The sequence below is a fragment of the Jatrophihabitans fulvus genome (genome assembly GCF_054781375.1).
The window spans coordinates 432,429-448,613 of record NZ_BAAGUN010000002.1; the positions used below are offsets into that span (position 1 = coordinate 432,429).

At 73.6% G+C, this 16,185-nt stretch carries 12 protein-coding genes; 5 read left to right on the plus strand and 7 right to left on the minus strand.

What is annotated here, in order from left to right:
• Window positions 1–140: 140 nt before the first annotated feature.
• A complete protein-coding gene (locus ACYVP9_RS10665; RefSeq protein ID WP_460604780.1) occupies window positions 141–947 on the minus strand; it encodes an N-acetylmuramoyl-L-alanine amidase in 807 nt (268 codons plus the stop codon).
• A gap of 204 nt (window positions 948–1,151) precedes the next feature.
• Between ACYVP9_RS10665 and ACYVP9_RS10670 the strand changes: the two genes are divergently transcribed.
• Together ACYVP9_RS10670 and ACYVP9_RS10675 are read left to right on the plus strand one after the other, a co-directional pair.
• Window positions 1,152–3,311, plus strand: a complete 2,160-nt coding sequence (locus ACYVP9_RS10670; RefSeq protein ID WP_460604781.1) for an NADP-dependent isocitrate dehydrogenase — start codon at window positions 1,152–1,154, stop codon at window positions 3,309–3,311.
• 135 nt (window positions 3,312–3,446) lie between these two features.
• The gene (locus ACYVP9_RS10675; RefSeq protein WP_460604783.1) at window positions 3,447–5,501 is read left to right on the plus strand and encodes an Ig-like domain-containing protein; all 2,055 of its coding nucleotides are present in this window, start codon (window positions 3,447–3,449) and stop codon (window positions 5,499–5,501) included.
• Window positions 5,502–5,523: 22 nt separating this feature from the next.
• On the opposite strand, the gene ACYVP9_RS10680 is transcribed toward ACYVP9_RS10675, so the two are convergent.
• The 4 genes from ACYVP9_RS10680 to ACYVP9_RS10695 all read right to left on the minus strand — a co-directional run bounded on the left by ACYVP9_RS10680 (window position 5,524) and on the right by ACYVP9_RS10695 (window position 11,338).
• A complete protein-coding gene (locus ACYVP9_RS10680) occupies window positions 5,524–6,180 on the minus strand; it encodes a maleylpyruvate isomerase family mycothiol-dependent enzyme (protein ID WP_460604784.1) in 657 nt (218 codons plus the stop codon).
• Window positions 6,177–7,289 (minus strand): acyl-CoA dehydrogenase family protein, encoded by a 1,113-nt coding sequence (locus ACYVP9_RS10685; protein WP_460604785.1) that lies wholly within the window; start codon window positions 7,287–7,289, stop codon window positions 6,177–6,179. The genes ACYVP9_RS10680 and ACYVP9_RS10685 overlap by 4 nt, the downstream gene beginning before the upstream one ends.
• 7 nt (window positions 7,290–7,296) lie before the next feature.
• Window positions 7,297–8,493 carry an acyl-CoA dehydrogenase family protein gene (locus ACYVP9_RS10690; protein WP_460604786.1) on the minus strand — a complete coding sequence of 399 codons (1,197 nt, stop codon included), beginning with the start codon at window positions 8,491–8,493 and terminating at the stop codon, window positions 7,297–7,299.
• 169 nt (window positions 8,494–8,662) lie between these two features.
• Window positions 8,663–11,338: an FAD/NAD(P)-binding protein gene (locus ACYVP9_RS10695; RefSeq protein WP_460604787.1), complete on the minus strand. Its 2,676-nt coding sequence runs from the start codon at window positions 11,336–11,338 to the stop codon at window positions 8,663–8,665.
• Window positions 11,339–11,507: 169 nt separating this feature from the next.
• Between ACYVP9_RS10695 and ACYVP9_RS10700 the strand changes: the two genes are divergently transcribed.
• Together ACYVP9_RS10700 and ACYVP9_RS10705 are read left to right on the plus strand one after the other, a co-directional pair.
• On the plus strand, window positions 11,508–12,203 hold the full coding sequence (locus ACYVP9_RS10700; protein ID WP_460604788.1) for a response regulator transcription factor: 696 nt from the start codon (window positions 11,508–11,510) through the stop codon (window positions 12,201–12,203).
• Window positions 12,200–13,591 carry a sensor histidine kinase gene (locus ACYVP9_RS10705; protein ID WP_460604789.1) on the plus strand — a complete coding sequence of 464 codons (1,392 nt, stop codon included), beginning with the start codon at window positions 12,200–12,202 and terminating at the stop codon, window positions 13,589–13,591. Before ACYVP9_RS10700 ends, ACYVP9_RS10705 begins: the two co-directional genes overlap by 4 nt.
• Here ACYVP9_RS10705 and ACYVP9_RS10710 read toward each other — a convergent pair.
• Window positions 13,554–14,099: a hypothetical protein gene (locus ACYVP9_RS10710; protein ID WP_460604790.1), complete on the minus strand. Its 546-nt coding sequence runs from the start codon at window positions 14,097–14,099 to the stop codon at window positions 13,554–13,556. The genes ACYVP9_RS10705 and ACYVP9_RS10710 overlap by 38 nt on opposite strands.
• A 223-nt stretch (window positions 14,100–14,322) precedes the next feature.
• Here ACYVP9_RS10710 and ACYVP9_RS10715 point away from each other — a divergent pair, with 223 nt between their 5' ends.
• Window positions 14,323–15,876: a putative hexosyltransferase gene (locus ACYVP9_RS10715; protein WP_460604791.1), complete on the plus strand. Its 1,554-nt coding sequence runs from the start codon at window positions 14,323–14,325 to the stop codon at window positions 15,874–15,876.
• On the opposite strand, the gene ACYVP9_RS10720 is transcribed toward ACYVP9_RS10715, so the two are convergent.
• Window positions 15,825–16,133, minus strand: a complete 309-nt coding sequence (locus ACYVP9_RS10720) for a DUF2516 family protein (RefSeq protein WP_460604792.1) — start codon at window positions 16,131–16,133, stop codon at window positions 15,825–15,827. The two genes, ACYVP9_RS10715 and ACYVP9_RS10720, sit on opposite strands and share 52 nt — an antisense overlap.
• Window positions 16,134–16,185 lie beyond the last annotated feature (52 nt).

Below are 16,185 nucleotides of genomic sequence, written 5' to 3' on the forward strand. Positions count from 1 at the left end.
CGGGCGCGCGTCCTGATCGCAAGGTAGAGACGCGACGGACGGGAAGCGACGCCGTCTGAGCCCGGTCACAGGTTTCTGTGCTGTCCGGGCCGGTTCGACGGTGCGGCGGGGTCGTGTCCGTGCAGGCGGACCGCCCGTCACTACCGCAGCGGGATGCTCTGACGCACGCCGCGGTAGAGACCCTCGGCATAATTTGCGCGATCGCGCGCATTGAGTCCGATGCGGCCGAGGCTGTTGCCGCCGGCCTCGTTGTAGATCCACGGCACCTTCGACAGCAGCTGCACCATCCACATGTTGCCGCCGCTCAGGCCGCGGGAGCCCAGGTCGTAGCCGACGTTGCGCTGCAGCCGTACCGAGGTGTTCTGGATCCAGGACCGCTGGGCGACGAACTTCTTCGCGTACCGCAGGCTCAGCCACGCGACGTGGCTGTCGCGGAACACGATCCGCTTGCCGAACCGGTTCACCCGGTACGCGCCCACCTGCTGCGAGTAGACGATGTTGTTGCCGCGCCGGTAGACGATTCCGCCGTTGGCGCCCGCCTGGTCGTGGATGCTGATCGCCAGGGCCGCGCCGGCACGGTTCGCGATGGCGGCACGCTGCGCGAGCGTGCGCCGCTGGCCCGCCCAGGCCTTGGTCATGACGACCCGGTACCCGGCCTTGCGCAACTTCGCGGCGAGCAGGGTGGCGACCGCGAACACGTCGCGCATCTCGGGCTGGTTGGCGTAGTCGCTCACGTTCAGCTGGGTCCGCGGGTCGATCGCACGGATCGGCCGGCTGTGGCCGGGGTCGATCACGATCACCGGCGCCGCCGCCCGGGCGGACGCTGCCGCCGGAGCCGGGTGCGTGACGCCCGTGGACACCCGCGGGGACGGGGCACCGGCGCAGCCGGCCGACCCGACGGCGAGGACGAGCCCCAGGACGAGGGACGTCGCGCGGCGCGTGATCATGGGGTCAAGGTACGGCGAAACCACGCCGGGCGACACCGTCCGAGTGCCCGATACCGCAGCGGCGCGGGCACGGGACAGGCCGACACGGGCGGGGCACTAGCGTAGGCACCGGTGCCGGACGCCCTCCGCCCGACGGCACCGGGGGCCGAACGCGCTCCCCGCGGCGGACGTCGGCAGAACGAGGACGGAGTTCCGGGACCCCGCATGAAGATCATTTACACCCACACGGACGAGGCCCCTGCGCTGGCGACACAGTCGCTGCTGCCGATCGTCGAGGCGTTCACGGCGCCCGCGGGCGTCGAGCTCGAGCTGCGCGACATCTCGCTCGCCGGCCGCATCCTGGCCCAGTTCGGCCACCAGGCCGACGCCCTCGCCGAACTCGGCGAGCTGGCCAAGACCCCCGACGCCAACATCATCAAGCTGCCGAACGTCAGCGCGTCGATCCCGCAGCTCAAGGCCGCGATCGCCGAGCTGCGCGAGCAGGGGTACGACCTGCCCGACTACGAGGACGCGCGCGACCAGTACGACAAGGTCAAGGGTTCGGCCGTGAACCCGGTGCTGCGCGAGGGCAACTCCGACCGCCGCGCCCCGGCGAGCGTGAAGGCGTACGCCCGCAAGCACCCGCACTCGATGGGCGCGTGGTCGTCCGACTCGAAGTCGCACGTGTCGACCATGGACGACGGCGACTTCCGCCACTCCGAGATCTCGACGACGGTCGAGGCGCCGACGACGGTGCGCATCGAGCACGTCGGGGCCGACGGCACCACCGCCGTCCTCAAGGAGAAGACCGCACTGCTGGCCGGCGAGGTCATCGACGCCGCCGTCATGCGCAAGTCCGCCCTCGAGGCGTTCCTGCGCGCGCAGGTCGCCGAGGCGCAGCAGCAGGGCGTGCTGTTCTCCGTCCACCTCAAGGCCACGATGATGAAGGTCAGCGACCCCATCGTCTTCGGCCACGCGGTGCGCGCGGTCGTCCCGGGCGTCTACGACAACTACCCGGACGTCTCGCCCAACGACGGCCTCGGCACGCTGCTGTCCACGCACCCGGACGCCGCGTCCGCGGTGCAGCAGGCGATCGGCGCCGGCCCGAAGCTGGCCATGGTCGACTCCGACCGCGGCATCACGAACTTCCACGTGCCGTCCGACGTCATCATCGACGCCTCGATGCCGGCCGCGATCCGCACGTCCGGCCAGATGTGGGACGCCGACGGCGGCCAGCAGGACACCAAGTTCGTCATCCCCGACTCGTCCTACGCGCCGCTCTACGCCGAGACGATCGAGCACTGCCGCACGCACGGCGCGTTCGACCCGTCGACGATGGGCACCACGCCCAACGTCGGGCTGATGGCGCAGAAGGCCGAGGAGTACGGCTCGCACGACAAGACCTTCGAGATCGCGGCGGCGGGCACCGTCCGCGTCGTCGACGAGGCGGGCACCGTGCTGCTGCAGCACGAGGTCGAGGCGGGCGACATCTGGCGCATGTGCCAGACCAAGGACGCCCCGATCCGCAACTGGGTCGAGCTCGCCGTCGGCCGCGCCCGCGCGACCGGCGCACCCGCGGTGTTCTGGCTGGACGAGACCCGCGCCCACGACGCGGAACTGCTGAAGAAGGTCCGTCCCGCGCTGGACGAGCTCGACACCGACGGTCTGCAGATCAAGATCCTCGACGTCGCCGAGGCCACCCGCTTCACCCTGGAGCGGGCCCGCAAGGGCGAGGACACCATCTCGGTGACCGGCAACGTGCTGCGCGACTACCTGACCGACCTCTTCCCGATCCTCGAGCTGGGCACCAGCGCGAAGATGCTGTCGATCGTGCCGCTCATGAACGGCGGTGGTCTGTTCGAGACGGGGGCCGGCGGTTCGGCACCGAAGCACGTGCAGCAGTTCGTGAAGGAGAACCACCTGCGCTGGGACTCGCTCGGCGAGTTCCTCGCCATCGTGCCCTCGCTCGAGCTGCTCGCCACGACCGAGAAGAACCAGCGTGCGCAGGTGCTCGCCGACGCCCTCGATCGCGCCACCGGCACGTTCCTCGACGAGAACAAGTCGCCGTCGCGCAAGGCGGGCGAGCTCGACAACCGCGGCAGCCACTTCTACCTCGCGCTCTACTGGGCGCGCGAGTTGGCGAATCAGACCGACGACGCCGAGCTGGCGTCCGCCTTCACCACCATCGCGCAGGAACTCGCCGACAACGAGCAGACGATCGTCGACGAGCTCAACGAGGTGCAGGGCCGGCCGGTCGACATCGGCGGCTACTACCAGCCCGACCCGGCCAAGGCGTCCGCCGCGATGCGGCCGAGCGCGACCCTGAACCAGGTGCTGGCGCGGCTCACCGGCACGACCGGCAGCGAGGTCGTCGAGCCGCACTGACCGACGCACGACACGGCGAAGCCCCGCGGGATCTGCTGTCCCGCGGGGCTTCGTCGTCGTATGGCGCGGACAACCGTCCACGGCACGACCGCCCACCGTTCGCCGACCGCCCCTCGCGCGTGGTGTGATCGGGCGGTGGGCTCCCGGACGCGCCGTGCCGCCGCGCTGCTCGGCGCCCTGCTGGCGCCTGCCGCGCTGCTGCTCGCGCCGTCCGCGGTCGCCGAACCGTGGGGGACCGACGGTGCCGACTACGACGGCGTGCTCTGCCGCCTCGGCGGCCAGCAGGTCGCTCTCGGCGCCTGGACGGTGAACGGCACGTTCAGCGCGTACGCCACCGAGGACGTCACCGGCGACGGCGTCAGGACGGACCCCGCCCCCCTGGACGGCGACGTCACCCGGCTCGAGCCCGGGGTCGCCGGGTTCACCGCGTCCGACATCGGGGCGCTCGCCTACCTGATCGACCGCTGGGGCGGCGGCAGCGCCGCGGAGCTGGCCGAGATCGGGGCCGACGTCGCGCAGGTCGCCGGCGGCGGCGCGCAGCAGGCCCAGTGCCTCGGGCAGGGCGGCACCAGCACCGCCCGGGCGGCGTCCCGGCTCGCGACGGCACGCCGGCTCGGCGGTCCGTACGACGTCGTGGTGGGCGTGCCCGCCGGGACCCGTCCGGACGCGTCCGCCCGGGTCACGGTCACCGTCCGCAGCGCGTCCGGGGCGGGCGTGCCCGGCGCCGACGTCACCGTCGACGTGGGCGGGGCGCAGTCGTCCGTCACCACCGACGCGTCGGGCGTCGCCCGCACCGACGTCACCGTGCCGTCGGCGGCGGCCACCACGGTGACCGCGTCCGTCGGGCAACCCTCGCTCGTCTCGATCGCCTCCGACCCGCCGTCGGTCGCGTTGGGCGACCCGCGGACGGTGCGCGGCAGCGCCGTGCTGCGGCCCGTGCTGCACCCGCGGCCGGCGGTGAGCGTCCAGCACGAGGACCTGCTGCTGCGGGGCGGCACCCTCGCCCCCACCGTCCGGGTCTCCGGCACGTACGGGTACTCGGGCGTGGGCTCGGTAACCCTCTCCGGCCCCGTCGACCCTCCCGCCAGCGGCTGCGCGGCGCTCGGGGCGGACGCCTACCGCGGCGATCCGGTGTGGAGCGGCGACTTCTGGTTCACCGGCGACGGCACGTACGGCGCCGGCACCAGTCCCGACCTCGAGCCCGGGTGCTACGCGGTGCGCGGCGGGCTCGAGACCACCGACAGCAGCCCGGTCGAGAAGGCGTCCGCCGCGTCCGGGGGCCTGACCGTCTCCGGGCTCACGTTGAGCACCGCGGCCGTCGAGGTGGCGGCCGCCGGCGGACTGCGCGCCGTCGTCACCGGCGACGACCCGGGCGGGGCCCGCGTCGTCACGACCGTCGTCGCCCGCGGTCCCGTGGCGTTCGGGTCGGAGGGCTGCCGGGGAGTCCGCTTCGCGCGGGCGGCCACCGCGGCCACGTCCGCACCGACACCGGCGACGCGGGCCGCCGGCTCGCTGCGCGCGACCGTCTCGCTCCCCGCAGTGCGCAGGGTCGGGTGCTACACCCTGGTCGCCCGCAGCCGCGTGACGCTCGACGGACGCGAGGTCGTCGCCAGCGCGCCGCTGGGAGCCGAGGGCACCGTCACCGCCGTCATCGCCCCGCGCATCGCCGTGTCGGCCTCGGCGCAGTCGGGCCTGCAGGGTTCGGGCATGCCGGCCACGGTGACGGTCAGCGGCACCTACGGGTTCGAGGGCACCGTCCGGCTCGGCGTCACCGAGGGCGAGACCGTGCCGGTCACCGGCTGCGCCGACGCCCGGTTCGCGCCCGCCGCCGCAGGTCCGACGCGCACCGCGACGGTCGACGGCGACGGCACCCTGACCCTCGAGTCGCCTGCGACCACGCACAACGCGTGCTACGCGCTCACCGCCCGGCTGGCGATGTCCGCCGACGCCTCGATCACGGCGACGACCGCCGCGAATTCCGCCGACGCGGTGTTCCTCGCCGGCGTCGACCCCGACGCCGGGCCGAAGAACCGCGTGCAGCGCGCCGGCGGCGGCGACGACCTGCGGGTGCTCGTCGTCTACCTCGTCGCGGTGGCGTCGATGCTCGCCGCGTGCGGCGTGATCGCCCGGCGCGCGTTCGAGGACGACCGGCGGACGGCGGGCACGCCGACCTGGTCGCTGCTGGGGTGACCGTCCGACGCGACGACCGGGACTACTCGGCGAGGTCGCTGTCGCGCAGCGGCCCGAAGCCGCCGAAGCAGTCGACGTAGGGCTCGATGTCACCCTCGGCCATGGCGCGCAGCTGGTCGGCCGAGCGGCGCGAGATCACGAGCCGCATGAGGTCGAAGTCGCTGCCGCGCACGACGACGTCGGCACCCTCGGGCCCGAACTCGTAGGTGTCGCCCTGCAGGCGCGGCGGCTCGAGTTCCTTGGCGGTGATCTTGTCGAAGACGATGCCGGCGACGGTCTCGAAGAGCATCCGCTGGGCCGGGGTGTCGCGCGCGCCCGGACGGTCGAGCGCGCCGCGCAGGTCCTGCTCGTGGATGACGCAGTCACCCATGGGCCGCGGGTTGTTCTCCGCCATCCAGCGTTGCATCGGTTCGGTCATCGCCCGCCACTCGTCGAGCAGCGTGGCGATGTCGTCGCCGGCACGGGCCTCGACCTGCGCCGCCGTCCACGTCTCGTTGTGGTCGTCGGGCTCGTTGCCCGCCAGGACGTCGGCGTCCAGACCGATCATGTGCGACAGCAGCTGCCGCACCGTCCAGTCGGGACACGACGGCACGATGCGCTCGGCGTCGTCGGGCGACAGTGCCTCGACGAGCTCGATCACCCGCTGCTGCGACGCCGTCCATTCGTCGATCGGGTTCATACGGCGACGAGACCCTCTCCCGCGCCGACCTCGCGCACGAGCGTGTCGGTGTCGGCGAAGGTCTTGGCGATCACGGTGGTGCGCTTGAAGTAGTGCCCGACCGGATACTCCATGGTCACGCCGATGCCGCCGTGCAGCTGAACGGCGTCCTGGCCGACGTGCCGCGCCGACATGTCGACCTGCACCTTCGCGGCCGCGACCATGCGGTGCCGCTCGGCGGGGTCGTCGACGGCCAGGGCGCGCTCGGCGAGCATGGCCATGCTGCGGGCCTGCTCGAGCGAGACGAACATGTCGGCGGCCCGGAACTGCAGCGCCTGGAACACCGACAGCGGCACGCCGAACTGCTGCCGGGTCTTGAGGTAGTCGACGGTGATCCAGAGCTCGCGCTCCATCGCCCCGACCGCCTCGGCGCAGAGCATCGCGGTGGCGGTGTCGAGCACCGTGGCGAGCGCGGCGGGGGTCTCGGCGACCGACCCGAGCAGGGTCGCCCGCGTGCCGCGCAGCAGCACGTCGGCGGTGCCGAGGCCGTCCTGCTGCCGTCGAACGTCCCGCGCGACGTCGGAGGCGTCGACGACGAACACACCCAGACCGTCCGAAGTTTGCGCGGTGACGAGCAAAGTCTGGGCGGCGTCACCGCCGAGCACGGCGATCTTCTCGCCGTCGAGCGTCCAGGTGTCACCGTCCGCCGTGGCCCTCGTGGCGACGTCCAGCGACCAGCGCGACCCGCGCTCGGTGTGCGCGAGCGCGAGGAACGTCTCGCCGCCGGCGACGCCGGGCAGCAGCTGCTGCTTCTGGTCGGGCGTGCCCAGCTGCGACACCAGCGACGCGCCGAGCACGACGGTGGCGACGAAGGGTTCGAGGATCAGTGCACGTCCGAACTGCTCCATGACGACGGCCAGCTCGCCGGCGCCCATGCCGGCGCCGCCGTACTGCTCGTCGACGGTGAGGCCGAGCAGGCCCAGTTCGGCGTACTGCTTCCACGCGTCCCGGCTCCAGCCCTGCTCACCCTCCAGCAGCTGCAGCCGCGTGTTCGCGTCGTACCGCTTCTCGAGCAGGCTCTTGACCGAGTCGGCGAGCATCTTCTGCTCGTCGGTGAGTTCCAGTTCCACGGCTACCTCAGAACTTCAGGATCTGCTTGGCGATGATGGTGCGCTGGACCTCGTTCGACCCGCTGTAGATCGAGGCCTTGCGCCAGTTGAAATAGGTCGGCAGGGCGTCGAGCGCGCCGTCGGCCGGGGCGTCGAAGCCGTCCGCGACGGCGGTGTCCTCGCGGTAGGCCAGCGCCTGCGGGCCGAGCACGTCGACGAGCAGCTCGGTGGCCTCCTGCTGCAGCTCGGAGCCCTTGAGCTTGAGCACGGACGACACCGGGTCGGGCTTGCCCGGGCCGAGCTTGCGCTCGGTGTCGAGCACGCGCAGCACCGACATCTCGATCGCGGTGACCTCGATCTCGAGCTTGGTCAGGCGGGCACGGAACAGCGGGTCCTCGAGCAGCGGCTTGCCGTCCTGCAGCGTCTCGGCGGCGAGCCGCTTGATGCGCTGGATGCGTGCCTTCGTCTGGCCGACGGCGACGACGCCGGTGCGCTCGTTGCCGAGCAGGAACTTGGCCTGGTCCCAGCCGGAATTCTCCTCGCCGACGAGGTTCTCGACGGGCACGCGGACGTTCTCGAAGAACACCTCGTTGACCTCGTAGCCGCCGTCGATCAGGTGGATCCGGCGGACGGTCACGCCGGGCGTCTGCATGTCGATGAGCAGCATCGAGATGCCGCGCTGCTTCTTGACCTCGGGATCGGTGCGCACGAGGCAGAAGATCCAGTCGGCGTGCTGGCCGAGCGTCGTCCACGTCTTCTGGCCGTTGACGACGTACTCGTCGCCCTCGCGGACGGCCGCCGTCTTGAGCGACGCCAGGTCGGAGCCCGCGTTCGGCTCGCTGAAGCCCTGGCACCACCAGATGTCCAGGTTGGCGGTCTTCGGCAGGAACCGCTCCTTGAGCTCCTGCGAGCCGAAGGTGGCGATGACCGGGCCGATCATCTGGGTGTTGAACGCCAGCGGCGGCGGCACGTGGGCGAGCAGCATCTCCTCGGACCACAGGTGGCGCTGCACAGGCGTCCAGTCCTGGCCGCCCCACTCGCTCGGCCAGTGCGGCACCGCGAGGCCGTGCTCGTTCATGATGCGCTGCGACGTGACGATCTCGTCCTTCGTCGCGTGCTCACCGCGGGCGAGCTTCTCGCGGATCTCCGCGGGGATCTCGGTCGTGAAGAACGTGCGCATGCGCTCGGCGAATGCGCGCTCCTCCTTGCTGAGGACGATGTCCATCCGCGAGGCCTTTCGCGTCGGTACTTGCGGGTAACCGCTGGTGGTTCCAGCATGCCCTGTCGGGCGACGGTCGTCCCGCGAAGGGTCGGCATCCTGCGCGGATCTTCATGGCCCGGCGTCCGTACGGAGACGCCGGACCATGAAGATCCGCTCGCAGAGGAGGGGTGGGTCAGGGGGCGGGGCGCGGGACGGACGACAGCTGGGCGCAGCGGCGGGCGTCGAGCGGTGAGCGGCGCCGGTCGAGCCGGGCGTGCAGCAGCGAGCGGGCGACCTCGTCGCGGCCGGCGCGGGTGGCGGCGAGGATCAGCGTCTCCTCGACGATCTCGCGCTGGGCGTCGCTGCCCCCGAGCCGCTCGACCCCGGTGAGGCCGAGCAGGGCGTCGGTGGCCCGGTCGGCGTCGTCGTGCACGAGGTCGATGAGGGCGTCGGCGAGCGGGGCCACCGTCGCGGTGAAGACGGGGTCGTCACGGCGCGAGGCGGCACGGCGCAGCCGGGCCAGACCACGGCAGTCGGCGGTCGCCGCCAGCGCCACGGCGGCGTGCAGCCCGACGAAGGCGGTCGGCGGGTCCTCGAGCAGGGCGGCAGGCACCGTCGCGAGCACCCGCGCGGCGTCGGCGTGCGCGGCGTCGGCGTCGAGCGCGCCCGTCACGTACCCCCGCCACAGCAGCGACGCCGAGTCGACCAGCGCCCGCACCCCGGTGACCACCATCGGTGACAGCTGTATCGCGTACCGGCGCAACGCTGCGGCGTCGTCACCGAGCGCGAGCTCGTGCAGGGCGGCGTGCCACGAGAAGTGGGCGCGGTGGCCGGCCTCGGCACCGCAGGACGCGATCCAGCCGTCGAGCCAGCGCAGGCCCGCCTCGTGGTCGCCGGTCTCGTAGTGCACGTGCGCCCGCGCGTGGACGGCGTGCCCGGCACTCGGTTCGGACGCGAGCGCGAGGTCGGCGAGCTCGCGCGCCTCGGTGAAGTGCCCCTGCTCCTGGCGCATGAACGCGAGCAGGCCGCGGTACCACCAGTCGTCGCCGTAGACCGGCGCGAGTCCCTCGACGAGCGACCAGGCCTCGCGGGGCACCTCGGTCGCACCGCCGAAGGCGATCGTCGGCACGGCGACGCTGACGGCGAGCGCGTCCTCGGGGTAGCTGTGGATGTAGGCGATCAGTGAGGCGGCCGAGGCGGCGCCGGGTTCGGTGACGCGGGCCGTGACGACGTCGACGAACCGGCGCTCGCGCTCGTCGGCGCGGTGGACGGTACGGTGCGCGGCGGTCAGAGCGGCGTCGACGTCGACGTCGGCGCCCCACTCGATGCCCAGCAGCGCGCGGGCCGCGTGGCCGAGCGCGAAGTCGGGGTCGGCACCGACGGCCTCGGCCAGCAGCGCCTCGGCGCCCGACTGCACGCGCAGGATCCGTCCGAGCGCCTCGACGTACGCCTCGGCGGCGCCGGCGGACGCGGTGAGCGGCAGTCCGTACGGGTCGCGGGCGCGGCGCTGGAGCGTCGGCGCGGGCAGCCCGGCGACGAGCTGTTCGGCGAGATCGGCGGCCTGCGCGCGGATCTCCGGGATCGCGGTGCTCTCCCACAGCTGCCCGCGGCGCAGCGGGCCCACGGCCCAGATCTGGGCGGACGGACCGGTGCGGGGCAGCAGGCGTCCGTGCGCGTCCGTCGCGAACCCGAGGTCGAGCGGTCCGGCCTGCGCGGCGCCGGACTCGAGCAGGTTCAGCACGAGCGGGTCCTCGTCCTGCTGGACGGCCACGGTGGTGCCGGTGCAGTTGAGGACGGCAGCCGCGCGCACGACGGTGCCGTCGCTCAGCGTCACCTCGAGCGCGTCCGCGGTGTCACGGGCGGCGACGACCTCGCCGGCGTGGCCCACGAGCGAGCCCTCGGCGATGCGCTCGTCCAACCAGGCCGCCAGGGACGGGTCGACGCGGTGGCGCACCCGGTCCCAGCGGCGCGAGGCATGGCGCAGGAAGTCGCGGCGGCCGTCCTCACCGAGCCGGTTCCACAGCGTGGCCGTCACCGGCCGCAGCCCGTCGATCGCCCGGCGCCAGTCGCCGTCGTTGTCGCGGATGCGCGCGAAGACGAGCCGGGTGAGGTCCCGCAGCGAGACCGGACCGTCGCCCGGAACGGGGGCCGGAGCCGGCGGCGCCGGCGTGGTCGCGTGCGGCAGCGGCATGAGCCCGTGCCGGGACACGACGTGCACGCGGACGCCCGCGCGGCCCCACCGCTGGGCCATGTCGGCCATCGTGAGACCGGCGCCGACGAGCAGGATGTCGTCGCCGTGACGCACCCGCGGGCTCGGACCACGCCACGGGTCGGCGACGAAGCGCGGCGAGCGGCGCAGCTCGTCCGGCGCCCACGCGGCACTGGGGGTGCCGTGGCCCATGGCCAGCACGACCGAGTCGGCGTGGCGGTAGGTGCCGTCGTCGAGGCTGAGCCGCAGCCGCCGGCCGTGCGTGCGGACGTCGGTGACCCGCGCGTCGATCGTGACGACGCGGTCGGGGTCGTCGCCGGTCTCGGCGGCCAGGCAGTCGGCGAGGTACGACGCGTAGTGCATGCGCGGCGCGAAGCCGCCCTCGGCGAAGTCGACCGCCACGTGACGGCGCAGCCACTGCACGAAGTGGCCGGGGTCGTCGGGGTAGGCGCTCATCCCCTTGGCGGGGACGTTGAGCCGGTGCCGGGGATCGCGGGTCGAGTACGCCAGCCCCTCGGCCACCGCGGCCGGCTCGACCAGCAGGATCTCGACCTGCCGGCCGGCGGCCGCGGCGCGCCGTGCCACGTGGATCGCGCTCAGGGTGCCGCTGGCACCCGCTCCGACCACGGCGACGACGCCCGGCTCGGTACACCCGCTCATGCGTGACTCCTTTGTCTACGGAATTACTCGACATTAGCATCGTTGAAGCGGTTCACCGAATCGGACGGCCGAGAGTTGCCCCGGCATGTCGCGTTCGCCCCGCCGATCCGAACACGATCCTGACGTTCGCGGGCCCGGCGTGAGGGCCGCCGCCCACTACCGTGACCACGTGTCCACGGAGACCCGTTCGCGCGGACTCGTGCTGGTGGTCGAGGACGAGCCGGCGATCGCGGACGTCATCCGGATGAACCTCGCCCGCGCCGGGTACGGCGTGCAGGTCGAGTCGCACGGCGACCGCGCGCTCGAGGCGGTGGCCCGTGACCGTCCGGCGGCCGTCGTCCTGGACATCGGCCTGCCCGGCACCGACGGCATCGAGATCTGCCGGCAGCTGCGCGCGGCGGGCGACTGGACACCGGTCCTGTTCGTCACCGCGCGCGACGACGAGGTCGACCGGGTGCTCGGCATCGAGCTCGGCGCCGACGACTACCTCACCAAGCCGTTCTCGCCACGCGAGCTCGTCGCCCGCGTCGGGGGCGTGCTGCGGCGCGCGCAGGGACCGCCGGTGGCCGCCCCGGCCACCGTCGGCGGGGTGACCCTCGACCGGGTGCAGCGGCGGGCGTACCGAAACGGCGAAGAACTGTCGCTCACCGTCACCGAGTTCGACCTGCTCAGCCACCTGATGCGCCGTCCGGGACAGGTCTTCACGCGCGAGCAGCTGCTCAGCGAGGTGTGGGGCTACTCGTCCGTCGCTGGCACCCGCACCGTCGACGTACACATTGCGCAGCTGCGCGCAAAAATGGGCGACAACAACCCGATCCGCACCGTGCGCGGGGTCGGCTACGCCGTCGAGGACACTCCGGCGTGACCCGCCGCCGCACCACCCTCGCCACCCGCATCGCGCTGCTGAGCGTGGCCATCGTGGTCGTCACGGCCGTCGTCGCGGGGTTCCTCGCCACCGGACTCATCCGCACCGCCGGCGACTCGTCCGGACGCCGCCTGCTCGCCCGCATCGCCGACATCAGCCAGGGGGTCGCCGAGGAACCGCGCGGGCGGGCGCGGGTGCTGCGCGCACTGGCGGGCGCGAACGTCCGCGCCGGTGTGGTGACGGCGGACGGCACGCTGCGGTCCCGCTCCGCAGTGGTCCGCCGGGTCGTGACCCCCCAGGACGTCACCCGGTTGCGGTCCGGCCGGGACCTCTCGGCCGTCCGCACGTCGGGCGATGCCACCGTCTTCGTCGAAGGACGTGCGGTGGCCGGCGGACGGGCGGTCGTGCTGGTGCAGGCGAAGCGCGACGCGACCGCCGCGGACGAACGGGCGATCCGCCGGCTCGTGCTGGCGCTGCTGGTCGCGGGCGCCGTGGCGGCGCTGCTCGGACTGCTCGTGGCGTGGCGACTGGCCCGGCCGTTGCGCCGGGCGGCGGCCGCCGCGCACGCGGTCGCCGCGGGCCACCGCGACGTCGTGCTGCCCGCCGCGGGTCCGCGCGAGGTCGCCGAGGTCGGCGCGGCGGTCACCGGCATCGCCACCGCGCTCACCCGGTCCGAGGCGCGGCAACGCGAGTTCCTGCTGTCGGTGTCGCACGATCTGCGCACGCCGCTGACGGCGATCACGGGGTACGCCGAGTCGCTCGCGGAGGGCGTGGTGCCGGCCGACGACACCGCGCGCGTCGGCGACGCGATGCGGCGCGAGGCCCACCGGCTCGACCGGCTGGTCGGCGACCTGCTCGACCTCGCCCGCCTCGGCGCGCAGGACTTCCGCGTCGACGTCGCGCCGGTCGAGCTCGTCGCGCTCGCCGACGACGCCGCCCGGGTGTGGGCCGACCGCAGTGCGGCCACCGGGGTCGAGCTGCGCTACGAACGTCCGGACGGGCCCGTCCGGACGGTCACCGACGCGGCGCGGGTGCGGCAGGTGCTCGACGGGCTGTTCGACAACGCGCTGCGGGTGACGCCGGGCGGACGTCCGGTGGTGCTGGCCGTCCGCGACGAGGCGGGGGCGGCGGTGGTCGAGGTGCGGGACGGCGGGCCGGGCCTCACCGACGACGACCTCGCCGTGGCCTTCGAGCAGGGCGCGCTGTTCCGCCGCTACCGCGGGGTGCGCGAGGTGGGGACCGGGCTCGGCCTCGCCATCGTCCACCGGCTCGTGACCCGCCTCGGCGGAAGCGTCGAGGCGGGTCACGCGGTCGAGGGCGGCGCCCGGTTCACGGTGCGCCTGCCGTCCGCTACTTCTTCGGAAGCTCCAGCAGCCGCTGGGCGGTGACGGTTCCCGTGCCGGTGCCGGCGGCGAAGACCCGGTCGCCCTTGGCGATCTGCGCGATGGTCTCGGCCTTCGGCTTCTCGCCCTTCACCTTGACCGCGATCTTGGTGTCCTTCGCGACGGCGTAGGACTGCGTCTTCTTGTCCCGCGCCTGCACGGTCACCGAGGTCGGCGAGACCGCGGTGACGGTGCCGACGAACAGCGTGTGCGTGACGCTCTTGCCGTCCTTGCCCGTGGTCGTGACGGTGGCGTGGTCGAAGCGCTTGAGGGCACGCAGCGCAGCCAGGCCGTGCCGCCGGTCGTGGTCCTTGCCGTTCTTCGCACCCTTATCCTTCGGAGAGGTGGACGGGTCGGCGACCAGCGCCGACACGACGTGGTCGGACGTCGCCAGCGACGGCGAGCCGCTGACGGTGGCGTCGTTGCCGGCGGCGGCGTAGGCGGTCCCGGCGATCCCGGCGACGGCGACCCCGGCCGCGGTCACGGCCGCGGCGCGGCGGAAGTTCAGGTACACGGTGGTGCTCCCCAGGTGGTCGGTCGGTTGCTCGGAGGGTTGTCCGTCCCGGTGGGGCGGACGTATCCCATGCTGGCCCGCCGACGTAACCCGCAGGCTCGGCGAATGTTCGGATCTCGTACGGGTCGATAGCCTCGGCGCACGCCCGCAACCGCCGGCGCGGGGAACCGGTCCGCGCAGGGACTCCCGAGCACCGTCCAGAGAGCAGTCCGCCGAGTACCGCATGAACGATCTGGCCGAGAAGGCACTGCGCGGGCTCGACGCCGTCCGCCGGGCGGTGGTGGCGCGCCCGGTCCCGGTGCTGGCGGCGTCCGGTTTCCTCGTCTCGACGGCCGTGACGGTCACGGGCGGATGGGCCGCGGCGGTCCGCCCGAACCGCTCGCTGACCACCTGGCTGGGGCTCGAGCAGGCGCACGGAGAGACGGTCCGGGCCACCCGTCCGGCGGTGCTGCTGCTCGTCGCGATCGGCGCCCTCGCGGCGCTGTGGCTGGTGACGCTCGCGGTCGTGCGCCGGGTGCGTCCCGCCGAGTCCCGGACCTGGCTGCTCGTCGCCGCCTGGACGGCGCCGCTCGCGATCGGGCCGCCGCTGCTGGACACGTCCGTGTACCGGTACGTGGCGTTCGGCTTCGTGCAGCGCGCCGGGCGCGATCCCGCGTCGAGCCCGCCGTCGTCGCTCGGGCCGGTCCGCATCGTCGACGCGATCGACCCGGCAGACCGTGACGTGGTCAGCGCCTCGGGTCCGCTGGGGTCGCTGCTGCACCACGTCACGGTGTCGGTCGCCGGCGGCAGCCCGCTGGTGGCGGTGCTCGCGCTGCGCGTCGTCGGCCTGGTCGTCGCCGTCGCGATCGGACGGCTGGCGCTCGAGCTCGCGCGCACCCGCCGCCCGGACGGTGCCCCCGACGGTGCGCTGGTGCTGCTGCTGAGCGTCGGCAACCCCCTGGTGCTGCTGTACGTCGTGGCGGCGCCGCACCAGGACGGCCTGTTGGCGGCACTGGCCCTCGGCGCGCTGGTGGCGATGCGGCGCCGCGCGTGGACGCTCGCCGCGGGACTCGCGGCCGCGGCCGGCTCGCTCGTGGGGCAGGGTTTCGTGCTGGTGCCGGTGGTGGTCGTGGCCCACCTGCTGGTGCCGCTGCGACGCCCGGCGTGGCAGGTGATCGTCCGCGACGGCGGGACCGCGCTGCTCGTGACCCTCGCCCTCGCGGTCGCAGGTCCCGGCGCGCGATGGGCCGGTTTCTCGTGGGTGGGGGCCGTCCCGGCCCAGTTCCAGACCGACACCCCGTACTCGGCCACCGGCATCGCCGGCGAGCTGCTGCAGTGGATGGTCCCGGGCTCGGCCTTCGACGACGTGCTCGCCGCGACCCGGGTGACCGCCGCGACGGCCGCCGCCGCGACGGTGGTCTACCTGCTCGTGTCGGCGCGGTACCGCAGCCGCGAGTACACCGCGGGGTTCGCGCTGCTGGCCCCCGCGCTGCTCGCCCCGGTGCTCGCGCCGGCGTTCCTGCTGTGGGGTCTGCTGTGCCTGGCGCCGGTCTCGGGGCCGCGGGTGCGGGTGGCGGTGGTGTCGGCGAGCGTCGCGGCGTGCGGGCTGCAGCCGGCCGGCTTCTCGTCGCGCACCGCGACGGTGGTCAGCGGGTGCTGGCTCGCCGTGGTGGCCGTGGCGACCTGGGTGGTGCTGCGCCGTGTGCCGGACTACACCGGCGAGCGCGAGGAGGAGCCGGACGCCGCTCAGCGGCCGCCCGAGACCTCCCGCACCGCGGGACGCACGTCGGCGAGGTAGACGGCGGCGACGACGACCGACACCAGCGAGAAGATCGACACGACGGTGCCGGGGGTGTTCGGGTCGCTGAAGAACGTGCCGAGCAGCCCCGAGATCAGCAGGATGGCGATCCACGCGGGCTTCGTCAGCTTGTCGACGGCCGGGAACGCGGCGGCGCGGCGGGTCATGCAGTCGACCAGCGCCCACAGTCGCAACGCGACGAGCGCGTACCAGAGGACGTAGTTGGTCCAGAGGTAGAGCTGGTCGACGAGTTCCACGCCGCCAGGCTACCGACCGGGACTGTGCGCGGCTCGTCGGTTCGGCCGCCGC